23 protein-coding genes and 1 pseudogene are annotated in these 26,168 nt (G+C 71.2%); 16 read left to right on the top strand and 8 right to left on the bottom strand.

The features are described from left to right. Positions 1-71: 71 nt before the first annotated feature. Positions 72-668, bottom strand: coding sequence for a TetR/AcrR family transcriptional regulator (locus tag FIV43_RS17710; protein ID WP_181407571.1), 597 nt, complete (start codon positions 666-668; stop codon positions 72-74). A 147-nt stretch (positions 669-815) separates the two neighbouring features. Here FIV43_RS17710 and FIV43_RS23305 point away from each other — a divergent pair, with 147 nt between their 5' ends. The 6 genes from FIV43_RS23305 (at position 816) to FIV43_RS17740 (ending at position 6,242) form a co-directional block, all read left to right on the top strand. Then, positions 816-2,360 carry a fatty acid desaturase gene (locus FIV43_RS23305; protein ID WP_141015195.1) on the top strand — a complete coding sequence of 515 codons (1,545 nt, stop codon included), beginning with the start codon at positions 816-818 and terminating at the stop codon, positions 2,358-2,360. After that, positions 2,357-2,944, top strand: a complete 588-nt coding sequence (locus FIV43_RS17720) for a TetR/AcrR family transcriptional regulator (RefSeq protein ID WP_141015196.1) — start codon at positions 2,357-2,359, stop codon at positions 2,942-2,944. The genes FIV43_RS23305 and FIV43_RS17720 overlap by 4 nt, the downstream gene beginning before the upstream one ends. 94 nt (positions 2,945-3,038) lie before the next feature. Further along, a complete protein-coding gene (locus FIV43_RS17725) occupies positions 3,039-4,274 on the top strand; it encodes a M15 family metallopeptidase (RefSeq protein ID WP_141015197.1) in 1,236 nt (411 codons plus the stop codon). Positions 4,275-4,331: 57 nt separating this feature from the next. Continuing rightward, positions 4,332-4,601, top strand: coding sequence for a ribbon-helix-helix protein, CopG family (locus tag FIV43_RS17730; protein WP_141015198.1), 270 nt, complete (start codon positions 4,332-4,334; stop codon positions 4,599-4,601). Continuing rightward, on the top strand, positions 4,588-5,019 hold the full coding sequence (locus FIV43_RS17735) for a TA system VapC family ribonuclease toxin (RefSeq protein ID WP_181407572.1): 432 nt from the start codon (positions 4,588-4,590) through the stop codon (positions 5,017-5,019). The genes FIV43_RS17730 and FIV43_RS17735 overlap by 14 nt, the downstream gene beginning before the upstream one ends. A gap of 50 nt (positions 5,020-5,069) precedes the next feature. Next, complete coding sequence (locus tag FIV43_RS17740) at positions 5,070-6,242, top strand: CaiB/BaiF CoA transferase family protein (RefSeq protein ID WP_231123496.1); 1,173 nt, start codon at positions 5,070-5,072, stop codon at positions 6,240-6,242. Positions 6,243-6,248: 6 nt separating this feature from the next. On the opposite strand, the gene lepB is transcribed toward FIV43_RS17740, so the two are convergent. The 6 genes and pseudogenes from lepB to FIV43_RS17770 all read right to left on the bottom strand — a co-directional run bounded on the left by lepB (position 6,249) and on the right by FIV43_RS17770 (position 12,216). Next, entirely contained in the window at positions 6,249-7,607 is a 1,359-nt protein-coding gene (lepB, locus tag FIV43_RS17745; protein ID WP_141015200.1) for a signal peptidase I, read from the bottom strand. Between the two features lie 20 nt (positions 7,608-7,627). Further along, positions 7,628-8,347: an Ig-like domain-containing protein gene (locus FIV43_RS21200; RefSeq protein ID WP_407938912.1), complete on the bottom strand. Its 720-nt coding sequence runs from the start codon at positions 8,345-8,347 to the stop codon at positions 7,628-7,630. After that, positions 8,345-9,582, bottom strand: a pseudogene (locus tag FIV43_RS22800) (copper amine oxidase); the annotation flags it as partial. The gene FIV43_RS21200 and the pseudogene FIV43_RS22800, both read right to left, overlap by 3 nt. Before the next feature lies 1 nt (position 9,583). Then, on the bottom strand, positions 9,584-10,372 hold the full coding sequence (locus FIV43_RS17760) for a hypothetical protein (protein WP_141015201.1): 789 nt from the start codon (positions 10,370-10,372) through the stop codon (positions 9,584-9,586). 51 nt (positions 10,373-10,423) lie between these two features. Then, entirely contained in the window at positions 10,424-10,747 is a 324-nt protein-coding gene (locus FIV43_RS17765) for a helix-turn-helix domain-containing protein (RefSeq protein WP_141015202.1), read from the bottom strand. Continuing rightward, entirely contained in the window at positions 10,744-12,216 is a 1,473-nt protein-coding gene (locus FIV43_RS17770; RefSeq protein ID WP_141015203.1) for an APC family permease, read from the bottom strand. The genes FIV43_RS17765 and FIV43_RS17770 overlap by 4 nt, the downstream gene beginning before the upstream one ends. A gap of 200 nt (positions 12,217-12,416) precedes the next feature. Between FIV43_RS17770 and FIV43_RS17775 the strand changes: the two genes are divergently transcribed. Then, positions 12,417-13,628: an acetyl-CoA C-acetyltransferase gene (locus FIV43_RS17775; protein WP_141015204.1), complete on the top strand. Its 1,212-nt coding sequence runs from the start codon at positions 12,417-12,419 to the stop codon at positions 13,626-13,628. 53 nt (positions 13,629-13,681) lie between these two features. Then, positions 13,682-15,883 carry a 3-hydroxyacyl-CoA dehydrogenase NAD-binding domain-containing protein gene (locus tag FIV43_RS17780; RefSeq protein WP_141015205.1) on the top strand — a complete coding sequence of 734 codons (2,202 nt, stop codon included), beginning with the start codon at positions 13,682-13,684 and terminating at the stop codon, positions 15,881-15,883. A 103-nt stretch (positions 15,884-15,986) separates the two neighbouring features. Here the strand turns inward: FIV43_RS17780 and FIV43_RS17785 are convergent, their stop codons facing one another. After that, entirely contained in the window at positions 15,987-17,333 is a 1,347-nt protein-coding gene (locus FIV43_RS17785; protein ID WP_141015206.1) for an aminotransferase-like domain-containing protein, read from the bottom strand. A 116-nt stretch (positions 17,334-17,449) separates the two neighbouring features. On the opposite strand from FIV43_RS17785, the gene FIV43_RS17790 reads away from it, so the two are divergent. The 8 genes from FIV43_RS17790 to FIV43_RS17825 all read left to right on the top strand — a co-directional run bounded on the left by FIV43_RS17790 (position 17,450) and on the right by FIV43_RS17825 (position 26,113). After that, positions 17,450-18,298 carry a nitrilase-related carbon-nitrogen hydrolase gene (locus FIV43_RS17790; protein WP_141015207.1) on the top strand — a complete coding sequence of 283 codons (849 nt, stop codon included), beginning with the start codon at positions 17,450-17,452 and terminating at the stop codon, positions 18,296-18,298. A 22-nt stretch (positions 18,299-18,320) separates the two neighbouring features. Then, the gene (gene hydA, locus FIV43_RS17795) at positions 18,321-19,763 is read left to right on the top strand and encodes a dihydropyrimidinase (RefSeq protein ID WP_141015208.1); all 1,443 of its coding nucleotides are present in this window, start codon (positions 18,321-18,323) and stop codon (positions 19,761-19,763) included. A gap of 32 nt (positions 19,764-19,795) precedes the next feature. Then, on the top strand, positions 19,796-20,701 hold the full coding sequence (locus FIV43_RS17800) for a TIGR03842 family LLM class F420-dependent oxidoreductase (protein WP_231123498.1): 906 nt from the start codon (positions 19,796-19,798) through the stop codon (positions 20,699-20,701). A 162-nt stretch (positions 20,702-20,863) separates the two neighbouring features. Then, positions 20,864-21,802 (top strand): ABC transporter permease, encoded by a 939-nt coding sequence (locus FIV43_RS17805; RefSeq protein ID WP_141015209.1) that lies wholly within the window; start codon positions 20,864-20,866, stop codon positions 21,800-21,802. A 94-nt stretch (positions 21,803-21,896) separates the two neighbouring features. Beyond that, positions 21,897-22,670: an ABC transporter ATP-binding protein gene (locus tag FIV43_RS17810; protein WP_231123499.1), complete on the top strand. Its 774-nt coding sequence runs from the start codon at positions 21,897-21,899 to the stop codon at positions 22,668-22,670. Then, the gene (locus FIV43_RS17815) at positions 22,667-23,464 is read left to right on the top strand and encodes an ABC transporter permease (RefSeq protein ID WP_141015210.1); all 798 of its coding nucleotides are present in this window, start codon (positions 22,667-22,669) and stop codon (positions 23,462-23,464) included. Before FIV43_RS17810 ends, FIV43_RS17815 begins: the two co-directional genes overlap by 4 nt. A gap of 88 nt (positions 23,465-23,552) precedes the next feature. Next, the gene (locus FIV43_RS17820) at positions 23,553-24,689 is read left to right on the top strand and encodes an ABC transporter substrate-binding protein (RefSeq protein ID WP_141015211.1); all 1,137 of its coding nucleotides are present in this window, start codon (positions 23,553-23,555) and stop codon (positions 24,687-24,689) included. A gap of 101 nt (positions 24,690-24,790) precedes the next feature. Then, on the top strand, positions 24,791-26,113 hold the full coding sequence (locus tag FIV43_RS17825; protein ID WP_141015212.1) for an aspartate aminotransferase family protein: 1,323 nt from the start codon (positions 24,791-24,793) through the stop codon (positions 26,111-26,113). Positions 26,114-26,168: the final 55 nt, after the last annotated feature.

Raw genomic sequence — 26,168 nt, forward strand, 5'->3', positions numbered from 1 at the left:
CCTGATGGGCGTGCGGTGGTCGTGCTGGGTGGTCGTGCTCGGTGGTGCGGGTGGGGCGTCGGCGCCCGGGGTCAGCGGGCGAAGAGGGCGCGGGCGTCCGCGACGGCGGCCCCGAGCAGCTCGGGGAACGACTGGGAGGGGTCGGCGGCGGCGCGCTCGACGGCGTCGTCGAGGCAGATCAGCAGGAGGCGGAGCAGCAGCCGGGCGCGCCCGGCGGGGAACGAGGAGCCCTCGCGCTCACGCAGGACCTCGGCGAGCATCTCGGTGATGGTCTCGAACCGTTCGTGCACCAGGGCCAGCAGCCGGCCGTCCTTGATGATCGCCTCGCGCACCGCCGGCAGGGCGTCGATGTCCTCCGACCCCTCTTCGGTGGCGCACTGGGCGAGGCAGACCAGGTCGTCGACGAGGTCCCCGGTGGGTCCTCCGGCGACGAAGGTGGCGATCAGCTCGGGGTCCAGCTCGGCGATCGGGCCGAGGACGACCTGGGCCTTGCCCTCGAAGTAGTTGAACACGGTGCGCCGGGACACCTCGGCCTCGGTGGCCAGGTCGTCCATCGTCCAGCCGTCGTAGCCGCGCTCGACGGTCAGCTGCAGCGCGCAGCGCTGCAGTCGGCGCGCGGTCGCGTAGCGCTTGGCTTCGCGCGGCGAGAGGTGGGTGGTGATGGACACCCGAAGATTGTTGCACTCTATACCAAGGAAGTGCAAAAATGTGAGCCCGGTCACAGGAGTGGGCGGTTGACAGAAAGTGCCCCATTGTCAAACCGCTTTACAAAAGTTACTTTCCTGTCAACCTTGACCCGGAGGAAGGTGGCAACGATGGAGACCGTGCCGGAAGGCTCGACCGAGGTCTGGCGGGACCCGAAGCGCTATCTGTGGCTGCTCGGTCTGGTGATCCCCACGCTGGGGATCGCGATCGTCGGCGTCTACGCAATGCTCGGGTGGCACTGGGTGCTGTGGGGCGGACCGATCCTGATCCTGGGCATCATCCCGGCGATCGACCTGGCCACCGGCCTGGACAAGTCCAATCCGCCCGACGACGTGATCGAGCAGCTGGAGAAGGACCGCTACTACCGCTGGATCACCTACGCCTACCTCCCGATCCAGTACGCCGCGCTGGTCGCGGTCTGCGCGATGATCGCCGGCATCAACCCGATCGCCTGGGTCGCCGACCTGATCGGCGCCGAGGGCTGGCTGGCCACCCACCTCAGCCCGGACCTGGTGCGTGACTTCGACCTGCCGCTGATCGACAAGATCGCGGTGGCGATCTCGGTCGGCTGCATCGGGGGCATCGGGATCAACACGGCCCACGAGCTCGGTCACAAGCGGGAGGTCAACGAGCGCTGGCTCTCCAAGATCGCCCTCGCCCAGAGCTTCTACGGCCACTTCTACATCGAGCACAACCGTGGCCATCACGTCCGCGTCGCCACGCCCGAGGACCCCGCCTCCAGCAGGCTGGGGGAGAACCTCTACCAGTTCTGGCCGCGCACGGTCTGGGGGTCGCTGAAGAGCGCCTGGCGCCTGGAGAAGCGTCGCTACGCCCGCAAGAAGACCCATCCCTTCCACCTCGGCAACGACGTGCTCAACGCCTGGCTGATGTCGGTGGTGCTCTTCGGTGTGCTGATCGGCCTCTTCGGCTGGCGGATCGCGCCGTTCCTGGCGCTGCAGGCCGTGGTCGGCTTCTCGCTGCTGGAGGTGGTCAACTACCTCGAGCACTACGGGATGCTGCGGCAGAAGGTCGGCGTCGGCGAGCGGCAGCGCTACGAGCGGGTCGACCCGTCGCACTCGTGGAACTCCAACGACGTCGCCACCAACGTGCTGCTCTACCACCTCCAGCGGCACAGCGACCACCACGCCAACCCCACTCGTCGCTACCAGACGCTGCGCGACTTCAAGGAGTCCCCGGCCCTGCCCACGGGGTACGCCGGGATGATCGTGCTCGCCCTGGTCCCGCCGGTCTGGCGGGCGGTGATGGACAAGCGCGTGGTGGCCCACTTCGACGGCGACGTCACCCGCGCCAACATCGCCCCGGGCAAGCGGGAGAAGTACCTCGCCCGCTATCCCGGCCCGGCGGCCACGCATCCGCATCCGGGCAGCGACGCGGAGGAGGGCGACGCACGCCGGGTCGGCGACCGGCCGGCCGCAGCGCAGCCCGCCACACCGGCCGCCGAGGAGGTCCTCGCCGCCCGCTGCCCCGGCTGCGGCCACACCTACGAGGTCGAGGTCGGCAACGAGCTCGAGGGCTTCGCGGCCGGCACCGCCTGGGCCGACATCCCCGACGACTGGTGCTGCCCCGACTGCGGGGTGCGGGAGAAGGTCGACTTCGTGCCGGTCGATCCGCCGGTGGCTAGAGTCGGCACGTGACAGCAGACCCGACGGCCCCGGCACTCGGTGGCGGTCTGCGCGACCGGCTCTGCCAGGCCGCGGCCGACCTGCTGACCAGCGAGGGCTGGGGCCGGGTGACGATGGCCCGGCTGGCCGCCGTGGCCGGGGTCAGCCGGCAGACGGTCTACAACGAGATCGGCACCAAGAACGACCTCGCCGAGGCCGTGGTGCTGCGCGAGCTCGACAGGTTCCTGGCCGGCGTCACCCGCTCCTTCGACGAGCATCCCGACGACCTGACCGCGGCGATCGAGGACTCCGCCCGCCGGGTCCTGGAGTACGCGCAGGGCAACGCGCTGCTGCACGCGGTCGTCTCCGCCACCCACGGTGCCGACACCGAGCTCCTCCCGCTGCTGACCACCCACAGCGACCACCTGCTCGACGGCGCGAAGCAGGTGGTCGCCGACCGCGTCGCCGGCTATCGGGTCGCGCTGTCCGCCGAGCGCCTCGACGCCTGCATCGACATGGTCGTGCGGCTGGTGCTCAGCCACGTCATGCAGCCCTCGGGGGAGCCCGGCGCCACCGCGGCCGACATCGCCTTCATCGCCGAGCGCGTGCTGCGCTGAGCGCCCCGGCCCGGCCGCGCGCCGTCTCGATCGCGAGGGCCGACACTTCCCCGCTGGGGTTCGGAACTACCCTCGTCGCGGGAGGGAGAGGGACATGGGACTGGCGCGACGACGCGCACGGACGGCCGCCGCGGTGCTCGCGGTCGGTGCTGCGGCCGTGCTCGCCGGGTGTGGAGCCGACAGCGGCCCTCCCGGCGGTTCCGAGGCCTCCACCGAGCCTGCGGCGACCGACTCCTCGGCCCCGCCGATCAGCACCGCCGCCGACCCCGCGCACGCCGTCGCCGCGCCCGGGCCGCTGGACACCCGGCTGTACGGCGACGACCTGCTCGTGGTCTCCGACGACACCCTCTCGGCGGAGCTGATCGACCAGATCGAGGCGATCGAGGTGGGCCGGACCAAGGGCGTCGAGGCCGCCGAGCCGCTCTCCTACGCGCAGTTCACCGTGGAGAACAAGCTCTACAACATCGCCGCGGTCGACCCGGCCGGATACCGGGCCTTCACCGGTCAGGACAGCGCCGAGTGGCAGGAGCAGTGGGAGCGCATCGCCGGTGGCGAGATCGCGGTCCGCGACACCCTGCGGGACCGGATGCCGGTCGACGAGGACGGGTTCCTGGAGGTCGGGTCCGGCAAGACGACGTACCGGATCCACGTCGGGGCGTGGTCGCCCGCGGAGGTCGACGTGGTGGACGCGATGGTCAACGACAGGTGGGGTGAGGAGCTCGGGATGCCGGAGGGCAACGCGCTCCTGATCAACACCGGGCTGGCCTCCCCGCAGGACGTGCGGGAGGAGATCGAGAAGCTCGAGGACCTCTCCGTCACCGCGCTCGACATCGTGGCGCAGAGCGGGATCGACCCGGACACCTACCAGACGGTGATCCCGGTCGGCTCGTTCGCCGACGCGGTCGGCGTCTTCCGCTACACGCCGATCGGCGGGGGCCGGGTGGAGCCCGATCCGGCCTGGGTGGCCAGCCACATCGTCACCGAGCAGATGCCGATCCTCGGCTCGATGACCTGCAACAAGCACATGATGCCGCAGCTGCGCGCGGCGCTCCTGGAGATCCAGCAGACCGGGCTGGCGGACGAGATCAACCCCGACGAGTACGCCGGCTGCTACTACCCCCGCTTCATCGCCGGATCGACCACCCTCTCCAACCACTCCTACGGCCTGGCCATCGACATCAACACGCCGGGCAACCAGCGGGGGACCGTCGGGGACCTCGACCGGGGGGTGGTCGCGATCTTCAAGAAGTGGGGCTTCGCCTGGGGCGGCGACTGGAGCTACACCGACCCGATGCACTTCGAGCTCGACCACATCGTCGAGCCGGGTTGAGCTCCTGCCCATGCGCAGCGCATCATGATGCACCACGCCTGATGATATGATGACGCGGTGCGCACGACGGTCTCGATCGACGACGACCTCCTCGCCCGGGCGAAGGTGCTCGCAGCTCAATCGCACCGCAGCATCGGATCGGTCCTGGAGGAGGCGCTGCGCGCGCTGCTGGAGGCTCGGGCGGCCGCGGAGCACCCAGATGGGGGCGCGTTCCGGTTGCCGCGGTTCGACTATCCGGTGCCTGCAGAGGGTGCCGCGATCGACCTCTACGACCGAGAGGTCGTGGAGGATTTGCTCGGCGAGGGCGACGTACGTGCTGTTCTGTGACGTCAACGTGCTGGTGCACGCGCTGCGTCCGGAACAGAGCGCCGAAGCCGAGCGGGTCCGTGACTGGCTGGAGTCGACGATCGTCAGTGGAATGCCGATCGGTGTCGCCGAGCTGGTGCTGTCGGCCGTCGCGCGGCTGACAACCAGTCAACGGCTGTTCTCGCCCGCCACCACGCCTGCCGAGTTCGTCGAGTTCTCCGAGACCCTCCTCGCCGCGCCCACCGTCGATGTCGTGCGTCCCGGGCCGCGACACTGGGCGATCTTCACGGGCCTGCTGACCGATCACAGGCTCCGCGGAAACGACGTGCCCGATGCCTACCTCGCCTCGATCGCGCTGGAGCGTGGCGCGACCCTGGTGACGCGCGACCGGGGCTTCGGCCGGTTCGCGGAGTTGCGCGTGCTCGACCCCATCGGCTGATCGCCGCCGCCCTCCGAGACCGTGACAGCACAACTGTCACGATCCGTGCCATGATCGGCGCCATGACGTATGCGCTGGGACAGGGGACCGGGCCGCTCAAGGGCATCAAGGTGGTCGAGATCGCCGGGATCGGGCCCAGCCCGCACGCCTGCATGATCCTCGCCGACCTCGGCGCCGACGTGATCCGGGTGGAGCGCCCGGGCGGGCAGATGCTGGCCGGCGGCTCGCACGACCTGCTCAACCGGGGACGACCCAGCGTCGCCCTCAACCTCAAGGACCCGAAGGCGATCGACACCGTCCTGGACCTCGTCGCCGACGCCGACGTGCTCGTCGAGGGCATGCGGCCCGGCGTCCTGGAGCGGCTCGGCCTCGGCCCGGACGTGTGCCAGGAGCGCAACCCGCGCCTGGTCTTCGCCCGGATGACCGGCTGGGGCCAGGAGGGCCCGTGGGCGCAGGCGGCCGGCCACGACATGAACTATGTGGCCATCACCGGCACCCTGTTCGGGCTCGGCCAGGACAAGGACCGACCGCACTTCCCGACCAACCTGGTCGGCGACTTCGGCGGCGGGTCGACGTACCTGGTGATCGGCATCCTCTCCGCCCTGCTGGAGGCGAAGACGTCCGGGCAGGGGCAGGTGGTGGACGCGGCGATCGTGGACGGCACGGCGCACCTCAACGCGATGACGTCGGCCTTCCTGGCCGGCGGTGGATACCGGGAGGAGCGGGCGGCGAACCTGCTCGACGGCGGCGCGCCCTACTACGACATCTACGAGACCGCGGACGGCGAGCACATGTCGGTCGGCGCGCTCGAGCCGCAGTTCTACGAGGAGTTCGTGCGGCTGCTCGGGGTCGCCGAGGAGGCCCCGGACCGCTACGACCCGGCCAACGCGGACGCGCTCCGCACGATCTTCGCGGCCGCCTTCAAGGAGCGGACCCGCGAGGAGTGGTGCGCGGTCTTCGACGCTACCGACGCCTGCGTCGCGCCGATCCTGCGGGTCAGCGAGGCGCCGGACCACCCGCACGTGAAGGCCCGCGAGATCTTCGTCGAGCACGAGGGCGTGCTGCAGCCGCAGCCCGCTCCGCGCTTCTCCCGTAGCAAGGCCACCCTCGGCCTGCCGCCCGCCGCCCAGGCCGGGGCGCAGACCCGGGAGGCGCTCACCGCGTGGGGCGTCGACGACGTGGACACGCTGATCGAGAGCGGCGCGGCGGTCCAGGTCGACTGAGCGCGGTCAGCGCCAGCGCGGCGCCCGGGCCGCCCGGGTCACCGCAGCCTCGTACGCCGAGACCAGACCGCCCACGGAGAGCGGCTTGAGCCGCTCCATCACCTCGCGGAAGTGGTCGGACTCGGCGTCGTCGTAGAGCGGAGCGAGCTCGCGGTGGATCACGTCGTAGAGCTCCTTGGCCATCTGCTCCCCGTGCTCGGCGTAGACGGCGGCCGCGGCGGCCGCGACCTTGCGCGGGAAGCCGAGCTCGAGCAGGCGGATGCCGATGGCCAGCTGATTGGTGGCGACCAGGTAGCCGCTCTCCCGGATCCGCAGCACGCCGAGCGCCTGGAGGGTGGCGATGTCCTCCTCGGAGAGGGCGCGGCCCGCCTTCGACTCGACCTGCTCGTGGGTCATCTCCACGGGCAGGTCGGCCTGCCAGGGGGCCAGCATGGTGCGGGCCAGCGCGATGTCCTCCGGGGTGGCGTCGGCGGGGATGCCGGCGACGTACTTCTCGATGGCGGCCAGCGTGAAGCCGTGGCTCTGCAGCTCCTGGACCAGCTCCAGGCGAGCGGCGTGGTCGGCGGAGTAGTAGCCGGACCGGCCGCGACGGATCGGCGGCGGGACCAGGCCGCGGGTGGTGTAGAAGCGCAGCGTCCGCACGCTGATCCCGGCGCGCTGGGTCAGCTCGTCGAGGGTCAGCAGGGGGCCCTGCCCGTCCTCGTCGGCGCTCGGGTTCGCAACCATGACAGTCATCGTGTCACAGTCGCCGACGGATGCGGGGATCTCATCGGGGCACGACCACCCGCCCCAGCACCGAGTCCATCGGTACGGCGCCGGCCCCGCCGTCCGCGCCCCCAGTGCGGCCTGGCGCGAGTCCCGGGAGTGGGCGCGGTCATCACCCATCACCCACAGGGTCCCCTCCGGCAGGGTCAGGTCGAAGGCCAGCAGGCTCGGCGCGACCCCGGTCGGAAGGTACGGCTCGGCGAGGGGAGTCCCGTTGACGAGGAGGGCGCCGTCGGGACCGCAGCAGGCGACCTCCTCGCCGCCGGTGGCGATCACCCGTTTCACCAGCACCGTGGGCTCACCCGGTCGACCCCATCCCCGGGGTGCGGTGAACGCGACCACGTCGCCGCGCTGGATGCCATCCCCACCCGCGGCGGCGGTGTCCAGCCACGCCGTCGCGTCGACGGCCAGGGTCGGTGTCATCGAGCCGGAGGTGATCACGATCCGGTCCCACCGGTCCGCGAGGTGCACGCCGACCGCCGCGAGGACGGCGAGCGCGAGCGTGACCCCGGCCGCGGCCCACCGCCGCGCGGAGCGCTGGCGGCCCTCCGCGCGCACGGGAGGACCGAGCCGCCCGAGCAGCCCGGTCCTCTCCGTCATGCGAGTTCCCCGTCCCGTTCCTAGCGGACCACCCGCAGCCGCAGCGTGGTGCTGCTGGCCGCCGTGGCGTCGTCACCGGCGTAGCTGACGGTGAGCACGTGTCGGCCGGGAGCCAGCTTCTTCAGCAGCACGGTCGCCGTACCTCCGGTGAGCCGGGCACCGCCGACCGTCCGCTGGCCGTCCCGGAGGACGACCCGACCTGTCGGTGAGGCGCCGCCGTCGGTGCTCACCCGCACCTTCACCTTCGCCCGTGCCGACGCCTTGACCTCGGCCGGTGCGCTGGCCTTGATCGTGCTGGTGGCCAGTGCCGGGTCGGTCACCGTGAGCAGGACCGGCTCCGAGGTCGAGGTCAGCCACGCGGTGCCGTCACCGGGGGCGAAGGCGGCGATCAGGCTGTGCTCACCGACCGCGAGGTCCGCGGGCAACTCGAGCTCCACCGTGCCGGCGTCGCCCACCTCGGCCGTGCCGAGCAGCGCGTCACCGTCGATCAGCGAGACGGTGCCGCTCGGCTGCTGCTCGCCGGGTCCGCTGACGCTGATCGTGGCGGTGACGGTGTCGGGGCCCGCGACCGACGTGTCGGACAGGCTCAGGCCGGTGGTCGTCGCATGGCCGCAGGCGTCGGTGGAGTCGATCTGGCCCCCGGGGTTGCCGTTGATGCAGTCCCGTGCGGCCGGGGTGAGCGGGTTCTGCGCCCAGAAGTCACGGGAGACCAGCTCGAAGCCTTGCCAGTGGACCGGCATCGGGCTCTGGTCCTCATCGCGCACCAGGTGGTGGAAGCCCACGTTGACCCACGCCACGGGGTTGGTGATCGCCTGCGTGCCCTGGGCGTAGTCGAGGATGCTCTGCATCGCGCAGGACGGGTTCTGGTTGTGCGTGGCGAACTCCTGGCACGCGTTGTACTGGGTGAAGGTCACCTCGGGGGCGGTCTCCGGGTTGCCCTCGTAAGGGTCGTTCTCCTCGAACTCGATCTCGTAGCCGCGCGGGTGTTGGTCCGCGTTGAGGCTCTCGGGGCGTACACGTTGTACTTGCGCCGCTTGGCCATCTCGATGGTCGTCGGCGTGGTGATCTCGGTGGTGGTGGAGGAGAGGATCGGCCCGCGGGCACCGTCCCCGCTCACCTCGCTGTCGAACATCCGGACCCGCTGCGTGCGCGCCCCGTCGATCCCGAAGTCGACCCGCCAGAACGCGTTGTGGTGGTGCGAGGTCGCGTAGTCGGAGTCGGCTTCCCCGACCGGCCACCCGTAGACCGGGTCGGCGAAGTCCTCCGGGGAGATGTCGCCGGTCGCGCCGAGGCGGGAGGCGATGGTCCCGGTGTCGGTGAACCGGTACTGGGTCTGGTACTCGTACCAGTCGACCTTCGAGACCGTCGACACGACCATCTCGGTGCCCTGGTCGGTGAAGAGCAGCTCGTCGTCGACCGAGCCCCAGTCCTGCTCGTGCGAGCGATAGCTCATCCCGGAGTCGACCTCCTGGATGCAGATCGCCGGGATCGTCCGGGTCACGTAGGCGTTGGTGGTTCCGCTGCGCTGCAGCCAGGCCTGCTCCACGTCGAGCATCTCGCCGTCGGGGCACTCCGACTCGTCGAGCGTCTGCAGGTACTGGTTGCCGAACCCGTAGGAGGTGATGTCGTTCCACTGGTGCTCACCGGAGTCGTAGGGCACGTTGAGCTGCGCGAGGGCGAGCGAGTCGAGCACCCGGCGGTAGCCCTCGTCCCCCGGGGCCCGGACGTAGATCGACTCGAGCACCAGCCCCTTCTTGCTGTCCATGTTCCAGCACATGGACCACGCCGTGCCGTTCTCCAGGGTCTTCTCGAGCGCTCCTTGCTGGGAGCAGGCCGGGGTGACGCCGACCGGCTCGGCGGCCACGGGTGCCGCGGTGCTGATCGTCGCCAGGGTGCCGCCGGCGAGGCCGGCGAGAGCCGCGGCACTCAGCGCGAGACGGCGCATCGGACGGTTCCTCATGTCGTTGTTCCCCATCTCAGTTGCCTCCCAGGGAGGACTGCAGGTCGCGGGTGGCCAGGACGATGACCTCGCCGGTGGTGAGGTCGACGACGTAGTCGGTCGTCGAGAGGTACTTGCCGGACGGCTCCTGGAGCTGGAGCTCGACGCACCGGTGCTCCCCGCAGTCGTCGTCGCGCGGGCTCTCCACGGTGTCGTAGTAGCTGCCGCCGGTCACGATCAGGTCCTCGGCGGTGATCAGGTGACCGGTCATCGCGGTGTACTCGGTGCCCAGCTTCTGGGCCTCGGGCGAGGCGATCAGGATCTCGGTCGCCGCGAAGGTCTCCGACGGGGACGGTGCGGGTTGCATCCCCTCCGCTTCGACCACGCCGCGGACCTTGCCGGAGTAGAGCTCGACGGTCACCGCGACGACCCCGCCGGCACCGTAGTCGTAGAAGGTGACCTCGACCGGCCGGGTGGTCGTCTCCGGGTCGGTGGAGGCCAGGTCGACCGAGAGCAGCTCGGCCCCGGGCCCGCCGTCCACGGTCTCGGCGCCGGACGGGAGGGCGTCCGTGGCGAGCGCCTCGGCATAGCCGATCTCCTCGATGCTGAGCGGGTCGCGGGGCGCACGGAGGTCGTCGGGCTCGGTGGCGGGAAGGGCGTCGACGGTGTCGATCTCGGCCGACGCCGCATCCTCCGCGGCGACCGGTGTGGGCGTCCACATCCCCATGGCGACCGCTACCGCGAGCAGGATGGCGGCCAGGCCGGCCGCCATCAGGAGCCTCGGGGAACGGGCCAGGGTGGACGCGGCGTGGCTGATGCTGCGCACGTGGGCTCCTGACGTTCGGGACGGCGCATCACCGTCCGGGTGGCCCTGAACCTAGGAAGGCTTTGTTTCCGCCCCGGCGCGCTCGTGGTGACGTTCCCGCGGTGCCAAATGAGACTCCTCCTGCGGGAGGGCGGAGCGGGCGAGGTCCAGCACCCGTCGGCCCAGCATGAAGCCGGCCAGGTCGGGGGTCCGGACCAGGTACTCCGACTCCACGAGGTGCTTGACGATCCGGTAGACCGTCGCCTTGGACATCGGCAGCGTGTCGACGAGGTCGCGACTGGTGGTCCCGGGCCCCAGGGTCGCCACGGCCTCGAGCACCGCGAACGCGCTGTCCACGGCCCCCGGTTGGCGGGCGCGATAGCCCTCGCCGGTCACCGTGGACCCGCTGGTCCGGCGCCGGGTGCGGGGACCAGCACCTCGGAGCGCAGTGGCTCCTCGTGGCCGCCGACCCGCGCCACCCCGGTTGTACGGCGCCGCAGCGCCGCCCGCCAGGCCACCCCTGCGAGCACCACGGCGAGCACGGCCAGCGCGACGTCGTACCCGCCTCGGGCGAGGTTGTCGCGGAGCTCGATCCAGGTCAGTGCGGCGGTGCCGACGACGCCGACCGCGGCCGTCGCGGCCACGCGCGGGGTGAGCTCGTCGAGCCTGCCGACGAACGGGATCGTCGCGGCCGCCGTGATGCCGTAGGCCAGCATCAGGATCACCGTGGCCGAGACGAGCACGTCGTAGGAGCCGGTGCCGGGGTCCTTCCCGCGCAGGGTGAGCAGGAGCGGTTGCGCGAGCGCGAAGGGAAGCAGGACCAGGACCGCGAAGCCCGGGATCGCAGTCCGGGAGCCGGTGCGGCCGAGCCGGGCGGGGAGCAGGCCCTCGCGAGCGAAGGCGAAGAGCAGCCGACTGGCCGCGGTCCACACGCAGACTGCGAGTGCGAGGTAGGACAGACCGACCACCAGGAGGACCAGCCCGTCGGCGGGGGAGACGACCCGGTCGGAGAACCACCGGCCGCGCACCCGCTCGCCCGGAGCCACGCCGCTGCTGACCAGCAGAGCGGAGAGCATCACCGCCCCGGTCACCAACACACTCACGCGCATGGCGCGGGGCACCGTGCGGAACGGACGCTCCGCCTCGACGGCGAGCGCGGCGCAGGACTCGAAGCCGATGGTCACCGTCATCACCATCGCCGCGCCGGCCAGCACCCGACCGGGCGCGGCGTCGTCGAGCGAGAGGACGCGGTCCAGCCCGAGCCCGTGCTGGACCGCCGTCCAGCCGAGCACCGCGGCCAGGGTGGTCAGGGTGATCGCCTCGGCAGCGAAGGCGAACCGGCTCGACCAACGGATCCCCCGCCAGAGCACGCCGACGCAGGCCGACGCCGCCAGCACCACGAAGCCGGCCAGCACCACCGGGCTCGGCGGTCCGCCACCGCCGAACGCGACGTACGCCTGACCGACCTGGTTGCTCGCGTCGACGAGGCCGTACTGCACCAGCGCCGTGTAGCCGAGCAGCAGGCCGCATCCGACGACCAGGCCGGCGGTGGCGCCCAGACCCTTCGCCGCGTAGGTGTAGAGCGAGCCGGTGGCGGTGAAGCGCGCGGCGAACTCGCCGAACGCCGAGGCCAGCAACCAGGAGAGCCCGATCCCGAGCAGCACGCTGAGCCAGGCGCCATCGCCGACCACACGGGGCAGGGCGAAGGCGGTGCTGAGGGCGCTGGCCGAGGGACAGATGACGGCGATCGAGTGCGCGACGAGGTCGCCGTACCGGACGGACCGACGGTCCAGTCCGTGGTAGACCGACCGCTCGGCCAGCGCCGGCGGCGTGCGGCGCCGTCGTCGGGGGTGCTCGGGTTCCATCTGCGCTCCGTCCGGTCGCGCGCGACCGCGCGACCGTCGGAATCTAGGGCCCGTCTGCTGCGCCGGTGTTACGTCGCGGTGACCGGTGAGTACGCCCCGCCCTTGACTGTGACAGTAGTGGTGTCACAATCGTCAGTGAGCACATTCCCCGGCGTGCGGCGCCAGCCACCCGCACGCACCACTCCCGATCGAGGACGGTCATGGCAGAAGCATTCGTGTACGACCACATCCGCACGCCCCGCGGTAAGGGCAAGGCGAACGGCACCCTCCACGAGGTGAAGCCCGTCGACCTCGCCGTCGGCCTGCTCGACGCGGTCAAGGAGCGCAACCCGGGCCTGGACCCGGCGCGCGTGGACGACGTCGTCCTCGGCGTCGTGTCGCCGATCGGCGACCAGGGCGGCGACATCGCCAAGACCGCCGCGATCGCGGCCGGCTACCCCGACACCGTCGCCGGCGTGCAGCTCAACCGCTTCTGCGCCTCGGGCCTGGAGGCCGTCAACCAGGCGGCAGGCCGCGTTCGCGGTGGCTTCGAGGACCTGATCCTCGCCGGTGGCGTCGAGTCGATGAGCCGGGTGCCGATGGGTTCGGACGGCGGCGCGTGGGCGGCCGACCCGGCCACCGCCTTCAAGGCCGGCTTCGTCCCCCAGGGCATCGGCGCCGACCTGATCGCCACCCTCGAGGGCTGGGGCCGTGAGGACGTCGACGCCTACGCCGCCGAGTCCCACCACCGTGCCGCCAAGGCGTGGGCCAACGGCTACTTCGACAACGCGATCGTGCCGGTCACCGACCTCAACGGCCTGACCGTGCTCGACCGCGACGAGACGGTCCGCCCCGACACCTCGGTCGAGGGTCTGGCCGGCCTGCGGCCGTCCTTCGCCCAGATCGGTGCCGACGCGGGCTTCGACGACGTGGCGCTGGAGAAGTACCACTGGGTCGAGAAGATCAACCACGTCCACCACGCCGGCAACTCCTCGGGCATCGTGGACGGTGCCGCGCTCACCGTGATCGGCAACGAGCAGGTCGGCTCCGACCTCGGCCTCACCCCGCGCGCCCGGATCCTGGCCACCGCGGTCTCCGGCGCCGACCCGATCATCATGCTCACCGGCCCCGCCCCGGCGGCGCGCAAGGCGCTGGCCAAGGCCGGCCTGGAGGTCGGCGACATCGACCTCTTCGAGATCAACGAGGCGTTCGCCGCGGTCGCCATGCGGTTCATGCGCGACATGGACATCAGCCACGAGATCACCAACGTCAACGGTGGCGCCATCGCGATGGGCCACCCGCTGGGCGCCACCGGCGCGATGATCCTCGGCACCCTGATCGACGAGCTCGAGCGACGCGACCTGCGCCGCGGCCTCGCCACGCTCTGCGTCGGCGGCGGCATGGGCATCGCCACGATCGTCGAGCGCGTCTGAGCGATCAGACCAGCGCCGCCCACCTCGAGCTGACAAGGACCCGGAAGAGACAGATGAGCACCGACACCCAGACCGCCGTGCGCTATGAGAAGGACGCGGACGGCATCGTCACCCTGACCCTGGACGACCCGAACCAGAGCGCCAACACGATGAACGAGCTCTACCTGAGCTCGATGGACGCCTGCGTCGACCGCCTCTACGACGAGGCCGACTCGGTCACCGGCGTCGTCGTCGCCAGCGCGAAGAAGACCTTCTTCGCCGGCGGCGACCTGAAGAACATGATGAAGTCCGGCAAGGACGACGGCGCGGCCGTCTTCGCCCAGTGCGAGAAGGTGAAGTCCTCCCTGCGCCGCCTGGAGAAGCTGCCCAAGCCGGTCGTCGCCGCGATCAACGGCGCCGCGCTCGGTGGCGGCTGCGAGATCACCCTGGCCTGCAACCACCGGATCGCCGTGGACGACCGGTCGGTCAAGATCGGCCTCCCCGAGTCCACCCTCGGCCTGCTGCCGGCCGGCGGCGGCGTCACCCGCACCGTACGGATGTTCGGCCTGCAGAGCGCACTGATGGACTTCCTGCTCCAGGGCACCCAGTTCAATCCGCAGGCCGCGCTGAAGAAGGGCCTGGTCGACGAGCTGGTCGCCACCCGCGACGAGCTGGTCCCGGCCGCCAAGGCCTGGATCAAGGCCAACCCCGAGGCGGGCCTGCAGCCGTGGGACGCCCCCGGTTACAAGATGCCCGGCGGCAAGCCGTCCTCCCCGGCGCTGGCTGGCTTCCTGCCGGCGTTCCCGGCGATGCTGCGCAAGCAGACCAAGGGCGCGGTCTTCCCGTCCACCCGGGCGATCATGTCCGCGGCCGTCGAGGGCGCCCAGGTCGACTTCGACACCGCGTCGCGGATCGAGTCGCGCTACTTCGTCAGCCTGCTGACCAGCCAGGCCGCGAAGAACACCATCCAGGCGTTCTTCTTCGACCTGCAGGCGATCAACTCCGGCTCGCTGCGCCCCGACGGCGTCGACAAGTACACCGCGCGCAAGGTCGTCGTCCTGGGTGCCGGCATGATGGGCGCCGGCATCGCCTACGTGATGGCCAAGGCCGGCGCGGAGGTCGTCCTCAAGGACGTCTCCGTCGAGGCCGCCGAGAAGGGCAAGTCCTACTCCGCGGGCCTGCTCGACAAGGCGATCAGCCGCGGCAAGTCGACCGAGGAGAAGAAGGCCGAGCTGCTCGACCGGATCACCGCGACCGACGACCCGGCCGCGGCCGCGGGCGCCGACATCGTGATCGAGGCGGTCTTCGAGGACCCGGCCCTGAAGGCCAAGGTCTTCGCCGAGATCCTGCCGCACCTCGCTCCCGACGCGCTGCTCTGCTCCAACACCTCCACCCTGCCGATCACCGAGCTGGCGGCGGGCCTGGAGAACGAGTCGGACCGCTCCCGCTTCATCGGCCTGCACTTCTTCTCGCCCGTCGACAAGATGCCGCTGGTCGAGATCATCTCCGGCAAGGAGACCGGCGACGAGGCGCTCGCCAAGGCCTACGACGTGGTCCTGCAGATGCGCAAGACCCCGATCGTGGTCAACGACAGCCGTGGCTTCTACACCTCGCGGGTCATCGGCTTCATGGTCAACGAGGGCCTGGCGATGCTGGCCGAGGGCATCCACCCCTGGAGCATCGAGCGGGGCACCACCTCGGCCGGCTACCCGGCGCCGGTGCTGCAGCTGACCGACGAGCTCAACATGGAGTTGATGGCCAAGATCGGCAAGGCCACCCAGGAGGCCGCCGAGCGCGACGGTGCGTCGTACACGCCGCACCCGGGCCAGGTCGTGGTCGAGAAGATGCTGGAGGCGGGTCGCCCCGGTCGCCTGCGCGGCGCCGGCTTCTACGACTACGCCGAGGGCAAGCGCGGCTCGCTGTGGCAGGGCCTCGCCGACCTCTTCCCGGTCTCCGAGGACCAGATCCCGATCGAGGACATCCGCGACCGGATGATGTTCGCCGAGGCACTGGAGACCGCGAAGTGCTTCGAGGAGAACGTCATCACCTCGGCCGCCGCGGCCAACATCGGCTCGATCATGGGCATCGGCTTCCCGCCGATGACCGGTGGCGCGGCGCAGTTCATGACCGGCTACGAGGACAAGGAGTCCGGTGAGATCGGGCTGCCCGCCTTCGTGAGGCGGGCCGACGAGCTCGCCGCGAAGTACGGCGACCGCTTCTCGGCCACCCCGTGGCTGCGCGACCTCGCCGCGTCGGGCAAGGGCTTCCCCGCCTGATCCACGGCCTGATCCACGGCTCGAACCACCGCCGACCCGGCGTGGACGCATCTGCGTCCGCGCCGGGTCGGTGCCATTTCCGGCGGTGCGCCCGCCGGGTCGCTCAGGTGAGGGCGGCGGCGATCGCCGCGGCGACCACCCCCGCCTCGTCCGCCGGTACGACGCCCGAGGTGATCCGCACGTGCGGGGTGTCGGCCGTGGCATCGACCAGGAACGGTGCACCTCCGGCCACCCGGATGCCCGCGGCCGCCAGCGCCGTGGTGGCGGCGCCCTCGTCGGCGACCGGCAGCCACAGGTTGATCCCGTCCGGGGTGGGCACCTCCAGCCCGAGCTCGGCGAGCCGGGCGACCATCTCCCGCTGGCGCCCGAAGTACTGCCGCCGCGCCTCGCCGACCGCGTCCATCGAACCGGCGTGGGTGAGCAGATCGAGCAGGATCGTCTGCACCATCCGCGAGGTCCACGCGGGTCCGAGCATGCGCCGCGCGATCAGCCGGTCGACCAGCTCGGCCGGGCCGCCGAGCGCGGCGATCCGCAGGTCGGGGCCGTGGCTCTTGGAGAACGAGCGCACGTGCACCACCCGCTCGGGCAGGTGGGTGCCGAGCGAGACGTCCGGCGCGGTGCTGATCGCCCCGGAGTGGTCGTCCTCGAGGATCCAGGGCGCATCCTCGCCGCTGCGCGCGACCACCCTGGCCAGCGCCGCGGCGCGCGCGGTGCTGGTGGAGATCCCGGTCGGGTTGTGGGCGCGGGGCTGCAGCACCGCGGCGACCGGGCGCGCCTCCAGGGCTCCGCGCAGCGAGTCCGGTCGGATGCCCTCGGCGTCCAGCTCGACCGGCACGACCTCGGCGCCCAGCGCCTCGACGAGGTCGAAGAACGGCGGGAAGCCGGGCGACTCGAGCACCACGCGGTCGCCGTACGAGACCACCTGCTCCAGGGTCCGTGCGATCGCGTCGGTGGCGCCGTCGACCACGGTGATCACCTCGGCCGGGTAGGGCCAGCTGGACGCCAGCACCTCCCGCAGCTTCGGCAGCACCGGCTCGTCCTGGTAGGTCAGCGTCCCGGCGCGCTGGGAGACCCGCTGCAGGGCCGGGCCGAGGTCGGGGAGCAGCGTCGGGTCGGGGGTGCCGCGGGAGAGGTCCCAGCGGGTCTCCTCGGCGATCGCGCCGACCAGCGAGCGCTGCCGGGGTGAGAGCCAGGCGGTGGGGGCGTCGGCCACGAAGGTGCCCGCGCGGCCGCGCGCCACCACCAGCCCGGTACGACGCAACGCCTGCCACGCGGCACTGACCGTGGCGGGGGAGACCCCCAGCTCCGCGGCCACGTCGCGCACCGTCGGCAGCCGCTGGCCGGGCGCCAGCCCACCGGACCGGATCGCCCGGCTGATCGCCCCCGCGATGCCTTGGGGCGTGCGGTCACCGAGCCCGGTCAGACCCATCTCGGCGGGAACGAGGCTCATGGTCCGCGGTCCTTCGGCTGTCGAAAACCCTTGACATCCGCGTCATCGCGGCGAAATGTTCAACTCCCACGATAACAGAAAACCACGGGGGCCCGGAGCGCCCAGGGAGGACCTTCATGACGATCGTGCGTGCCGCCATCAGCCAGACGACCTGGACCGGCGACAAGGAGTCCATGCTCGACAAGCACGAGCAGTTCGCTCGTGACGCGGCCGCCGAGGGCGCGCAGGTGATGTGTTTCCAGGAGCTCTTCTACGGGCCCTACTTCGGGATCACCCAGGACCAGAAGTACTACCGCTACGCCGAGCCGGCCGACGGCCCGATCGTGCAGCGGTTCGCCGCCCTCGCCAAGGAGCTGGGCCAGGTCATGGTCCTGCCGATCTACGAGGAGGAGCAGACCGGCGTCTACTACAACACCGCGGTGATCGTGGACGCCGACGGCACGGTGCTCGGCAAGTACCGCAAGAACCACATCCCGCACGTGGAGAAGTTCTGGGAGAAGTTCTACTTCCGCCCCGGCAACCTCGGCTACCCGGTCTTCGAGACCGCGGTCGGCAAGATCGCGGCCTACATCTGCTACGACCGCCACTTCCCCGAGGGGTGGCGGGAGTTCGGCCTCAACGGCGCCCACATCGTGTTCAACCCCAACGCCACCAAGCCGGGCCTCTCCAACCGGCTCTGGGAGGTGGAGGGACCGTGCGCGGCGGTCGCCAACGGCTACTTCGTGCTGCAGCCCAACCGGGTCGGGCTGGAGGACAACGAGTACGGCGACGAGGCGGTGAACTTCTACGGCACCAGCCAGGTGATCGACCCGCGCGGCAACTTCGTCGGCGAGCTGGGCAGCAGCGAGCACGAGGAGCTGCTGGTGCGCGACCTGGACCTGGACCTGGTCCAGCGGATGCGCGACGACTGGCAGTTCTACCGGGACCGGAGGCCGGACTCCTACGCCGCGATCACCCAGGCCTGACCACCGAGCACGAGGAGGACCCATGAGCACCCTGCTGATCAAGGGCGGCACCGTCGTGACCGCCACCGGACGCACCGAGGCCGACGTGCTGGTCGACGGCGAGCAGATCGTCGCCGTCCTGGCCCCCGGCTCCACCGTGCTGGGCAGCGACCTGGCCGCCAGCGCCGACCGGGTCGTCGACGCGACCGGCAAGTACGTGATCCCGGGCGGCATCGACGCGCACACCCACATGGAGCTGCCGTTCGGCGGCACCCACGCGATCGACACCTTCGAGACCGGCACCCGGGCCGCGGCCTGGGGCGGCACCACCTCGATCATCGACTTCGCCGTGCAGAAGTACGGCGAGCGCGTCGAGGACGGACTGGCCGCCTGGCACGACAAGGCCCGCGGCAACTGCGCGATCGACTACGGCTTCCACCAGATCATCGGCGGGGTCGACGAGCAGTCGCTCAAGGCGATGACCACCCTGGTCGACGAGGGGATCACCTCCTACAAGCTGTTCATGGCCTACCCGGGCGTCTTCTACTCCGACGACGCCCAGATCCTCAAGGCGATGCAGGTGGCCGCCGACAACGGCCTGCTGACCATGATGCACGCCGAGAACGGCCCGGCCATCGACGTCCTCGCCGAGCAGCTCTACAACGCCGGCAAGACCTCGCCGTACTTCCACGGCGTCGCGCGCGCCTGGCAGATGGAGGAGGAGGCCACCCACCGCGCGATCATGCTGGCCGACGTCACCGGCGCCCCGCTGTACGTCGTCCACGTCAGCGCGCAGCAGGCGGTGGCGCAGCTGGCGGCGGCCCGCGACCGCGGCAAGAACGTCTTCGGGGAGACCTGCCCGCAGTACCTCTACCTCTCGCTGGAGGAGCAGCTCGCCGCGTTCAGCGAGGAGTGGGGCGACTTCGAGGGCGCCAAGTGGGTCTGCTCGACGCCGCTGCGCTCCAAGGAGGAGGGCCACCTCGACGCGATGTGGGCCGGCCTGCGCACCAACGACCTGCAGATGGTCTCCACCGACCACTGCCCGTTCTGCATGAAGGACCAGAAGGAGCTCGGCAAGGGCGACTTCCGGGCGATCCCGAACGGCATCGGCTCGATCGAGCACCGGATGGACCTGATGTACCAGGGCGTGGTCACCGGCCGGATCAGCCTGGAGCGGTGGGTGGAGATCACCTCCACCACGCCGGCCCGGATGTTCGGCCTCTACGGCCGCAAGGGCGTCATCGCGCCGGGCGCGGACGCCGACATCGTCGTCTACGACCCCCGCGGCCACACCTCGATCGGGATCGGCGAGGGCAGGACGCACCACATGGCAATGGACCACTCCGCGTGGGAGGGGTTCGAGATCGACGGCCACGTCGACGTGGTGATCAGTCGCGGCACGGTGCTGGTCTCGGACGGCACCTATCACGGCCGCGCCGGCCACGGGCAGTACCTCAAGCGCGAGCTCACCCAGTACCTGGTCTGACTCGCACCCCCCATCACCCCGAGAGGAACACCATGGACTTCGGCGTCGTCCTGCAGACCAACCCACCCGCCTGGCGCACCGTCGGTCTGGCCAAGCAGGCCGAGGAGCACGGCTTCGACTACGTCTGGACCTTCGACAGCCACCTGCTGTGGCAGGAGCCCTACGTCATCTACAGCCAGATCCTCGCCGAGACCAACCGGGTCGTGGTCGGACCGATGGTGACCAACCCGGCCACCCGGGACTGGACGGTCACCGCCTCGGTCTTCGCCACGCTGAACGAGATGTACGGCAACCGGACCGTGGTCGGGATGGGCCGCGGCGACTCCGCGGTCCGGGTGCTCAACGGCAAGCCGTGCACGCTCAAGGAGGTCCGCGAGGCCAGCCACGTGATCCGCGAGCTCGGCAACTGCCGGGCGGTGGAGCACAACGGCGCGACGTTGCAGTTCCCGTGGGCACGGTCGTCCTCGCTCGAGGTGTGGATCGCGGCGTACGGGCCGATGGCGCTCAAGGCGGCCGGCGAGGCCGGCGACGGCTTCATCCTGCAGCTGGCCGACGTCGACGTCGCGCAGTGGATGATCACCCAGGTCCGCGATGCCGCCGAGGCGGCCGGCCGGGACCCCGACGCCCTCACCTTCTGCGTCGCGGCACCCGCCTATCTCGGCGACGACACCCCCGCTGCCCGGCAGCACATGCTCGACCAGACCCGGTGGTTCGGCGGCATGGTCGGCAACCACATCGCCGACATCGTTGCGAAGTACGGCGAGCACGCGGAGTTCCCCCAGGTGCTCATCGACTACATCAAGGGCCGCACCGGCTACGACTACAACACCCACGGCAAGGCCGACAACGACCACGTCGACTTCGTGCCGGACGAGATCGTCGACCGGTTCTGCCTGCTCGGCACCCCGAGCAGCACATCGCCAAGCTCGAGGAGCTGAAGGCGATCGGCGTCGACCAGTTCGCGATCTACCTCCAGCACGACAACAAGGAGGAGACGCTGCGGGTCTACGGCGAGAGCATCATCCCGCGGCTGCGCGACCACGTCACCGCGAAGGCGTGAGCGTGGAGCTGGAGCCGGGGCGGCGCGAGGGGGTGCCGCGATGAGCTCGACGGCGATGACGACCGCCGCGCCCGGCGCCGCGGGCCTGCGGTCCCGGCCGCTGCACGGGCTCGGGGCCCGGTTGCGGGCGCCGATGCTGGGGTTGCTGGGGCTGCTCGCGGTCGCCGGCCTCTGGGAGGCGTACAAGGCGCTGGCGCCCGAGGACGGGGTGATGATCGGGGACAGCCGGGTGCTGCCCCGCACCACCGACCTGGCGATGCCGCACGTGTGGGACATGGTGGCCCGGCTGGGGGAGCCGACCACCAGCCTCCCCGGCGCCGAGCCGCTGTGGCGCACGGTGGCCGACGCCGCCCTGGTCTCGCTCGGCATCGCCGCCGTCGGCTGGCTGGTCGGCACCGTGGTCGGCCTCGGCCTGGCCCTGCTGATGGCGCGGCTGCGGGTCCTCGAGTGGGGTCTGCTGCCCTGGATCGTGCTCAGCCAGACCGTCCCGCTGATCGCGTTCGCGCCGGTGGTGCGCAGCTGGGGGGCGCGGATCGAGATCGGCGGCTGGGAGTGGCCGCCCTGGCTCTCGGTGGCGGTGATCGCCAGCTATCTCGCCTTCTTCCCGGTCGCCATCGGCGCGCTGCGGGGACTCCAGTCGCACTCCCGGATCCACGCCGACCTGATGCGGTCCTACGCGTCCGGCTGGTGGACCACCATGCTCCGGGTGCGGATGCCGTCCGCGGTGCCCTACCTGCTGCCGGCGCTGCGTCTCGGCGCGGCCAGCGCGGTCGTCGGCACCGTGGTCGCGGAGGTGTCCACCGGGTACCTGGACGGGATCGGCCGCCTCCTGGTCTCCTACGCCGGCCAGGCGTCCGGCGACCCGGCCAAGGCCTGGGCCCCGATCTTCGGCGCGATCGCGCTGGGGCTGGTGGCCGGAATGCTCGTGACCCTGATCGGGGTGCTGCTGCGCCCCTACCGACGTGGAGAGGCCACATGACCGACCACCTGACCGATCGCGCGTCCGACCCGAGCCCGTCCTACCCCCGAGCCTGCCCGGCCCGACCGGGGTGCCCGCGGTCCGGGTCAGCGGGGTGACCAAGACCTTCCGCACCCGGGGCGGCACCGTCGAGGCGCTCAGCGACGTCGACCTCGACGTGGCGCCCGGGGAGTTCGTGGCCCTGATCGGGCCCTCCGGCTGCGGCAAGTCCACCCTGCTGCGGGTGGTCGCCGACCTGGAGTCGGCGACCACCGGCGAGGTCGAGGTCTTCGGAAAGACCGCCGCCCGGGCCCGCCAGGACCAGGACTACGGCATCGCCTTCCAGCAGGCCGGCCTGCTGCCGTGGCGCACCGTCGCCGCCAACGTGGCGCTGCCGCTGGAGCTGCACGACCTGCCCCGCCGCGACCGCAGGGAGCGCGTCGCCCAGCTGCTCGACCTGGTGGGCCTGACCGACTTCGCCAAGAACCACCCCGACCAGCTCTCCGGCGGCATGCAGCAGCGCGTCGCGATCGCCCGGTCGCTGGCCGAGCAGCCCCGGCTGCTGCTGATGGACGAGCCGTTCGGCGCACTGGACGAGATGACCCGCGAGCGGATGCAGGCCGAGCTCGCCCGGCTGTGCGCCGAGAGCGGTGCCGCCGTGGTCTTCGTGACCCACTCGATCCCGGAGGCGGTCTTCCTGGCCGACCGGGTGGTGGTGATGTCGCCGCGACCCGGGCGGATCACCGGCGTGGTGACCACCGGCATCGGCCGCGAGGTGCCCCGCGACGACGCGCTGCGCGAGGACCGGGACTTCTTCGCCAAGGTGACCGAGGTGCGCGAGGCGCTGCACGGGAGCCCGGTCACCGGCTCGGGCCGGGAGGCCCGATGAGTGCCGCCACGGCTCCGTCCCCGGGCGGCGCCCGGGCCGCGAAGGTGCTGGCGCCGGTCGTCGTCGGGCTGCTCGGGCTCGCCGTGTGGCAGTTCCTGGTCTCGGTGGTCGAGGTGTCGCCGTACCTGCTCCCGGGTCCGGCGGAGATCGTCGAGGAGTGGCAGGCCAACAGCGAGGCGATCCGGGAGGCGTTCTGGATCACCGGCGTGAACGCCTTCGTCGGCCTGGTCGTCGGCTCGCTGGCCGGAGTGGCCCTCGCCTCGCTGGCCAGCTGGGCGGGCTGGGTCGAGGGCATGTTCGCCTGGGTCGTCGCCGGGCTGGCCGTGGTGCCGATCGTCGCCCTCGCCCCGGTGCTCAACTCGATGTACGGCGCGGACAGCGAGTACGGCCGCCGGGTGATCGCCGGTATCGCCGCCTTCGTGCCGGTCTACGTCAACAGCGTGCGCGGGCTGCACCAGACCACCGCCCTGCACCGTGACCTGATGCGCTCCTACGCCGCCTCCGGCTGGCAGCGGTTCCGCACGCTGACCCTGCCCTCGGCCACGCCGTTCGTGCTCACCGGGATCCGGGTGGCCAGCTCGCTGGCCGTGATCTCGGCCCTCGTCGCGGAGTACTTCGGCGGTCCGCGCGGCGGGCTCGGCAGCTTCATCTCCACCAGCGCCGCGACCAGCGCCTACGCCCGGGCCTGGGCCTACGTCGCGGCCGCCATCGTTCTCGGGTTGGTCGCGTACGTCGTGACCCTGCTGCTCGAACGTCTCGTGCAGCGACTGCTGCCGACCGGGGCCACGCCGTGAGCGCGCGTCCTCTGGTCGGCTCGCACCGTCCGCCCTCGCAACGTCGCGCGGCGTACGTCCTCACCACCACCCCTCGAAAGGAAGAACCATGCTGAGATCAGTACGCCGCGGCCTCGCGGCGGCGACGATCGTCGCCGCCTCCGCCACGTTCCTGACCGCCTGCGGCAGCGACGACGACTCCGGCGGTGGATCGGGCGACCTCACCGAGGTCAAGCTGCAGCTGCAGTGGCTGCCGCAGGCCCAGTTCGCCGGCTACTACGCCGCCGTGGACCAGGGCTTCTTCGAGGAGGAGGGGCTGGACGTCGAGATCATCCCGTCCGGCGGCGACATCGTCCCGCAGGACGCGCTCGCCAACGGCGACGTCGACTATGCGATCGCCTGGGTGCCGAAGGTGCTCGGCTCGATCGAGCAGGGCGCCAACCTGACCAACGTCGGGCAGATCTTCCAGCGCTCGGGCACGCTCCAGGTCGCCTGGGCCGACTCCGGCATCGACTCGGTCGCCGACTTCGAGGGCAAGAAGATCGGCTCCTGGGGCTTCGGCAACGAGTGGGAGATCTTCGCCGCGATGGCGGCCGAGGGGCTGGACGCGAGCACCGTCGAGATCGTCACCCAGGACTTCAACATGAACGCGTTCCTGCAGGGCGACATCGACGCAGCGCAGGCGATGACCTACAACGAGTACGCCCAGCTGCTGGAGACCGTCGACCCGGACACCGGCGAGCTGTACACGCCCGAGGACTTCAACGTCATCGCCTACGAGGACACCGAGGGCGCGATGCTCCAGGACGCGATCTGGGCCGACACCGAGCGGCTCGACTCCGACGAGGAGTACGCCGAGACCACGGTCGCCTTCCTGAAGGCGGTCATCAAGGGCTGGGCCTATGCCCGCGACAACGTCGAGTCCGCCGCCGAGATCACCGTCGCGGCCGGCTCCAACTGGGGCCCCAGCCACGAGCTGTGGATGGCGAACGAGACGAACAAGCTGATCTGGCCGGCCGAGAACGGGGTCGGCGTGATCGACGAGGCGGCCTGGGACCAGACCGTGGAGGGCGCGCTCGCCGCGGTGAACGAGCAGGGACAGAACCTGATCACCGCCGAGCCGCCGGAGACGGCGTACGACAACACCTACATCGAGGACGCGATCGAGGAGCTCGGTGACGACGTGGACACCACCGGGTCGTCCTTCGAGCCGATGGACGTCACCCTCACCGAGGGCGGCAACTAGCAACGGTGGTGGGGCGGGACCCCCGCCCCACCACCGCCGGTCACCCCGCGACCGCGACCACCTGGTACGGCGAGACCCCTCGCCCCGACGGAAGGCAGACGATGACGACTGACGTAGTGGATCTCGACGCCGAGGCCAAGCGCCTCGACAAGGCCCACGTGTTCCATTCCTGGTCGGCGCAGGCCGCCCTCGACCCGATGGTCATCGCCGGCGGCAGCGGGTCGACGGTGTGGGACCACGCCGGACGGCGCTACCTGGACTTCTCCAGCCAGATGGTCAACGTCAACATCGGCCACCAGCACCCGGCCGTGGTCGAGGCGATCAAGCGGCAGGCCGACCTGCTCACCACCATCGCGCCGGCGACCGCCAACCTGGCGCGCGGCGCGGCGGCCGAGCGGATCACCGCGCTCGCGCCCGAGGGGATGAACAAGGTCTTCTTCACCAACGGCGGCGCAGACGCGGTGGAGAACGCGATCCGGATGGCGCGGCTGCACACCGGCCGGGACAAGGTGATCTCGCGCTACCGCTCCTACCACGGCAACACCACCGCCGCGGTGAACGCCACCGGCGACTGGCGCCGGATCCCCAACGAGTACGCCCGCGGCCACATCCACGTCTTCGGCCCCTACCTCTACCGCAGCGAGTTCTGGGCGACGACGCCGGAGGAGGAGTGCGAGCGCGCGCTGCAGCACCTGCGCCGGGTGATCGAGTGCGAGGGCCCGAGCACCGTCGCCGCGATCCTGCTCGAGTCGGTGCCCGGCACCGCCGGGATCATGGTGCCCCCGCCGGGCTACCTGCCCGGCGTGCGCGAGATCGCCGACGAGTTCGGCGTGATGCTGATCCTGGACGAGGTGATGGCCGGCTTCGGTCGGACCGGCCAGTGGTTCGCCTTCGACGCCTTCGACGTGACGCCGGACCTGATCACCTTCGCCAAGGGGGTCAACTCCGGCTACGTCCCGATCGGCGGGGTGGTGATCAGCGACGAGGTCGCCGCGACCTTCGACGATCGGGTCTTCCCCGGCGGCCTCACCTACTCCGGCCACCCGCTCGGGGCGGCCTCGGTGGTCGCCACCCTCGACACGATGGAGTCCGAGGGCATCGTGGAGAACGCCCGGACCCTCGGCACCGACGTGATCGGACCCGGGCTGGCCGCCCTGGCCGAGAAGCACCCGGTGGTCGGCGAGGCGCGCGGCAGCGGCGTCTTCTGGGCGCTCGAGCTCGTCGCCGACCCCGACACCCGGGCACCCCTGCCGGCAGCGGGCATCGCGCGGGCGAAGGGCGAGCTCGTCTCCCGCGGACTGCTGCCGTTCACCGCGGACAACCGCATCCACGTCGTACCTCCCTGCGTGGTGACCGCCGACGAGGTGGCCACGGCACTGGAGATCTACGACGACGTCCTGACCCTGCTCGACGAGGAGCTCTGAACACCCGACGACGTTCCTCGTCCCCTCCGCTTCTCTCCTCCGACGAACAGCGCCG

The organism is Nocardioides sambongensis, assembly GCF_006494815.1.
GTDB classification, from domain to species: domain Bacteria; phylum Actinomycetota; class Actinomycetes; order Propionibacteriales; family Nocardioidaceae; genus Nocardioides; species Nocardioides sambongensis.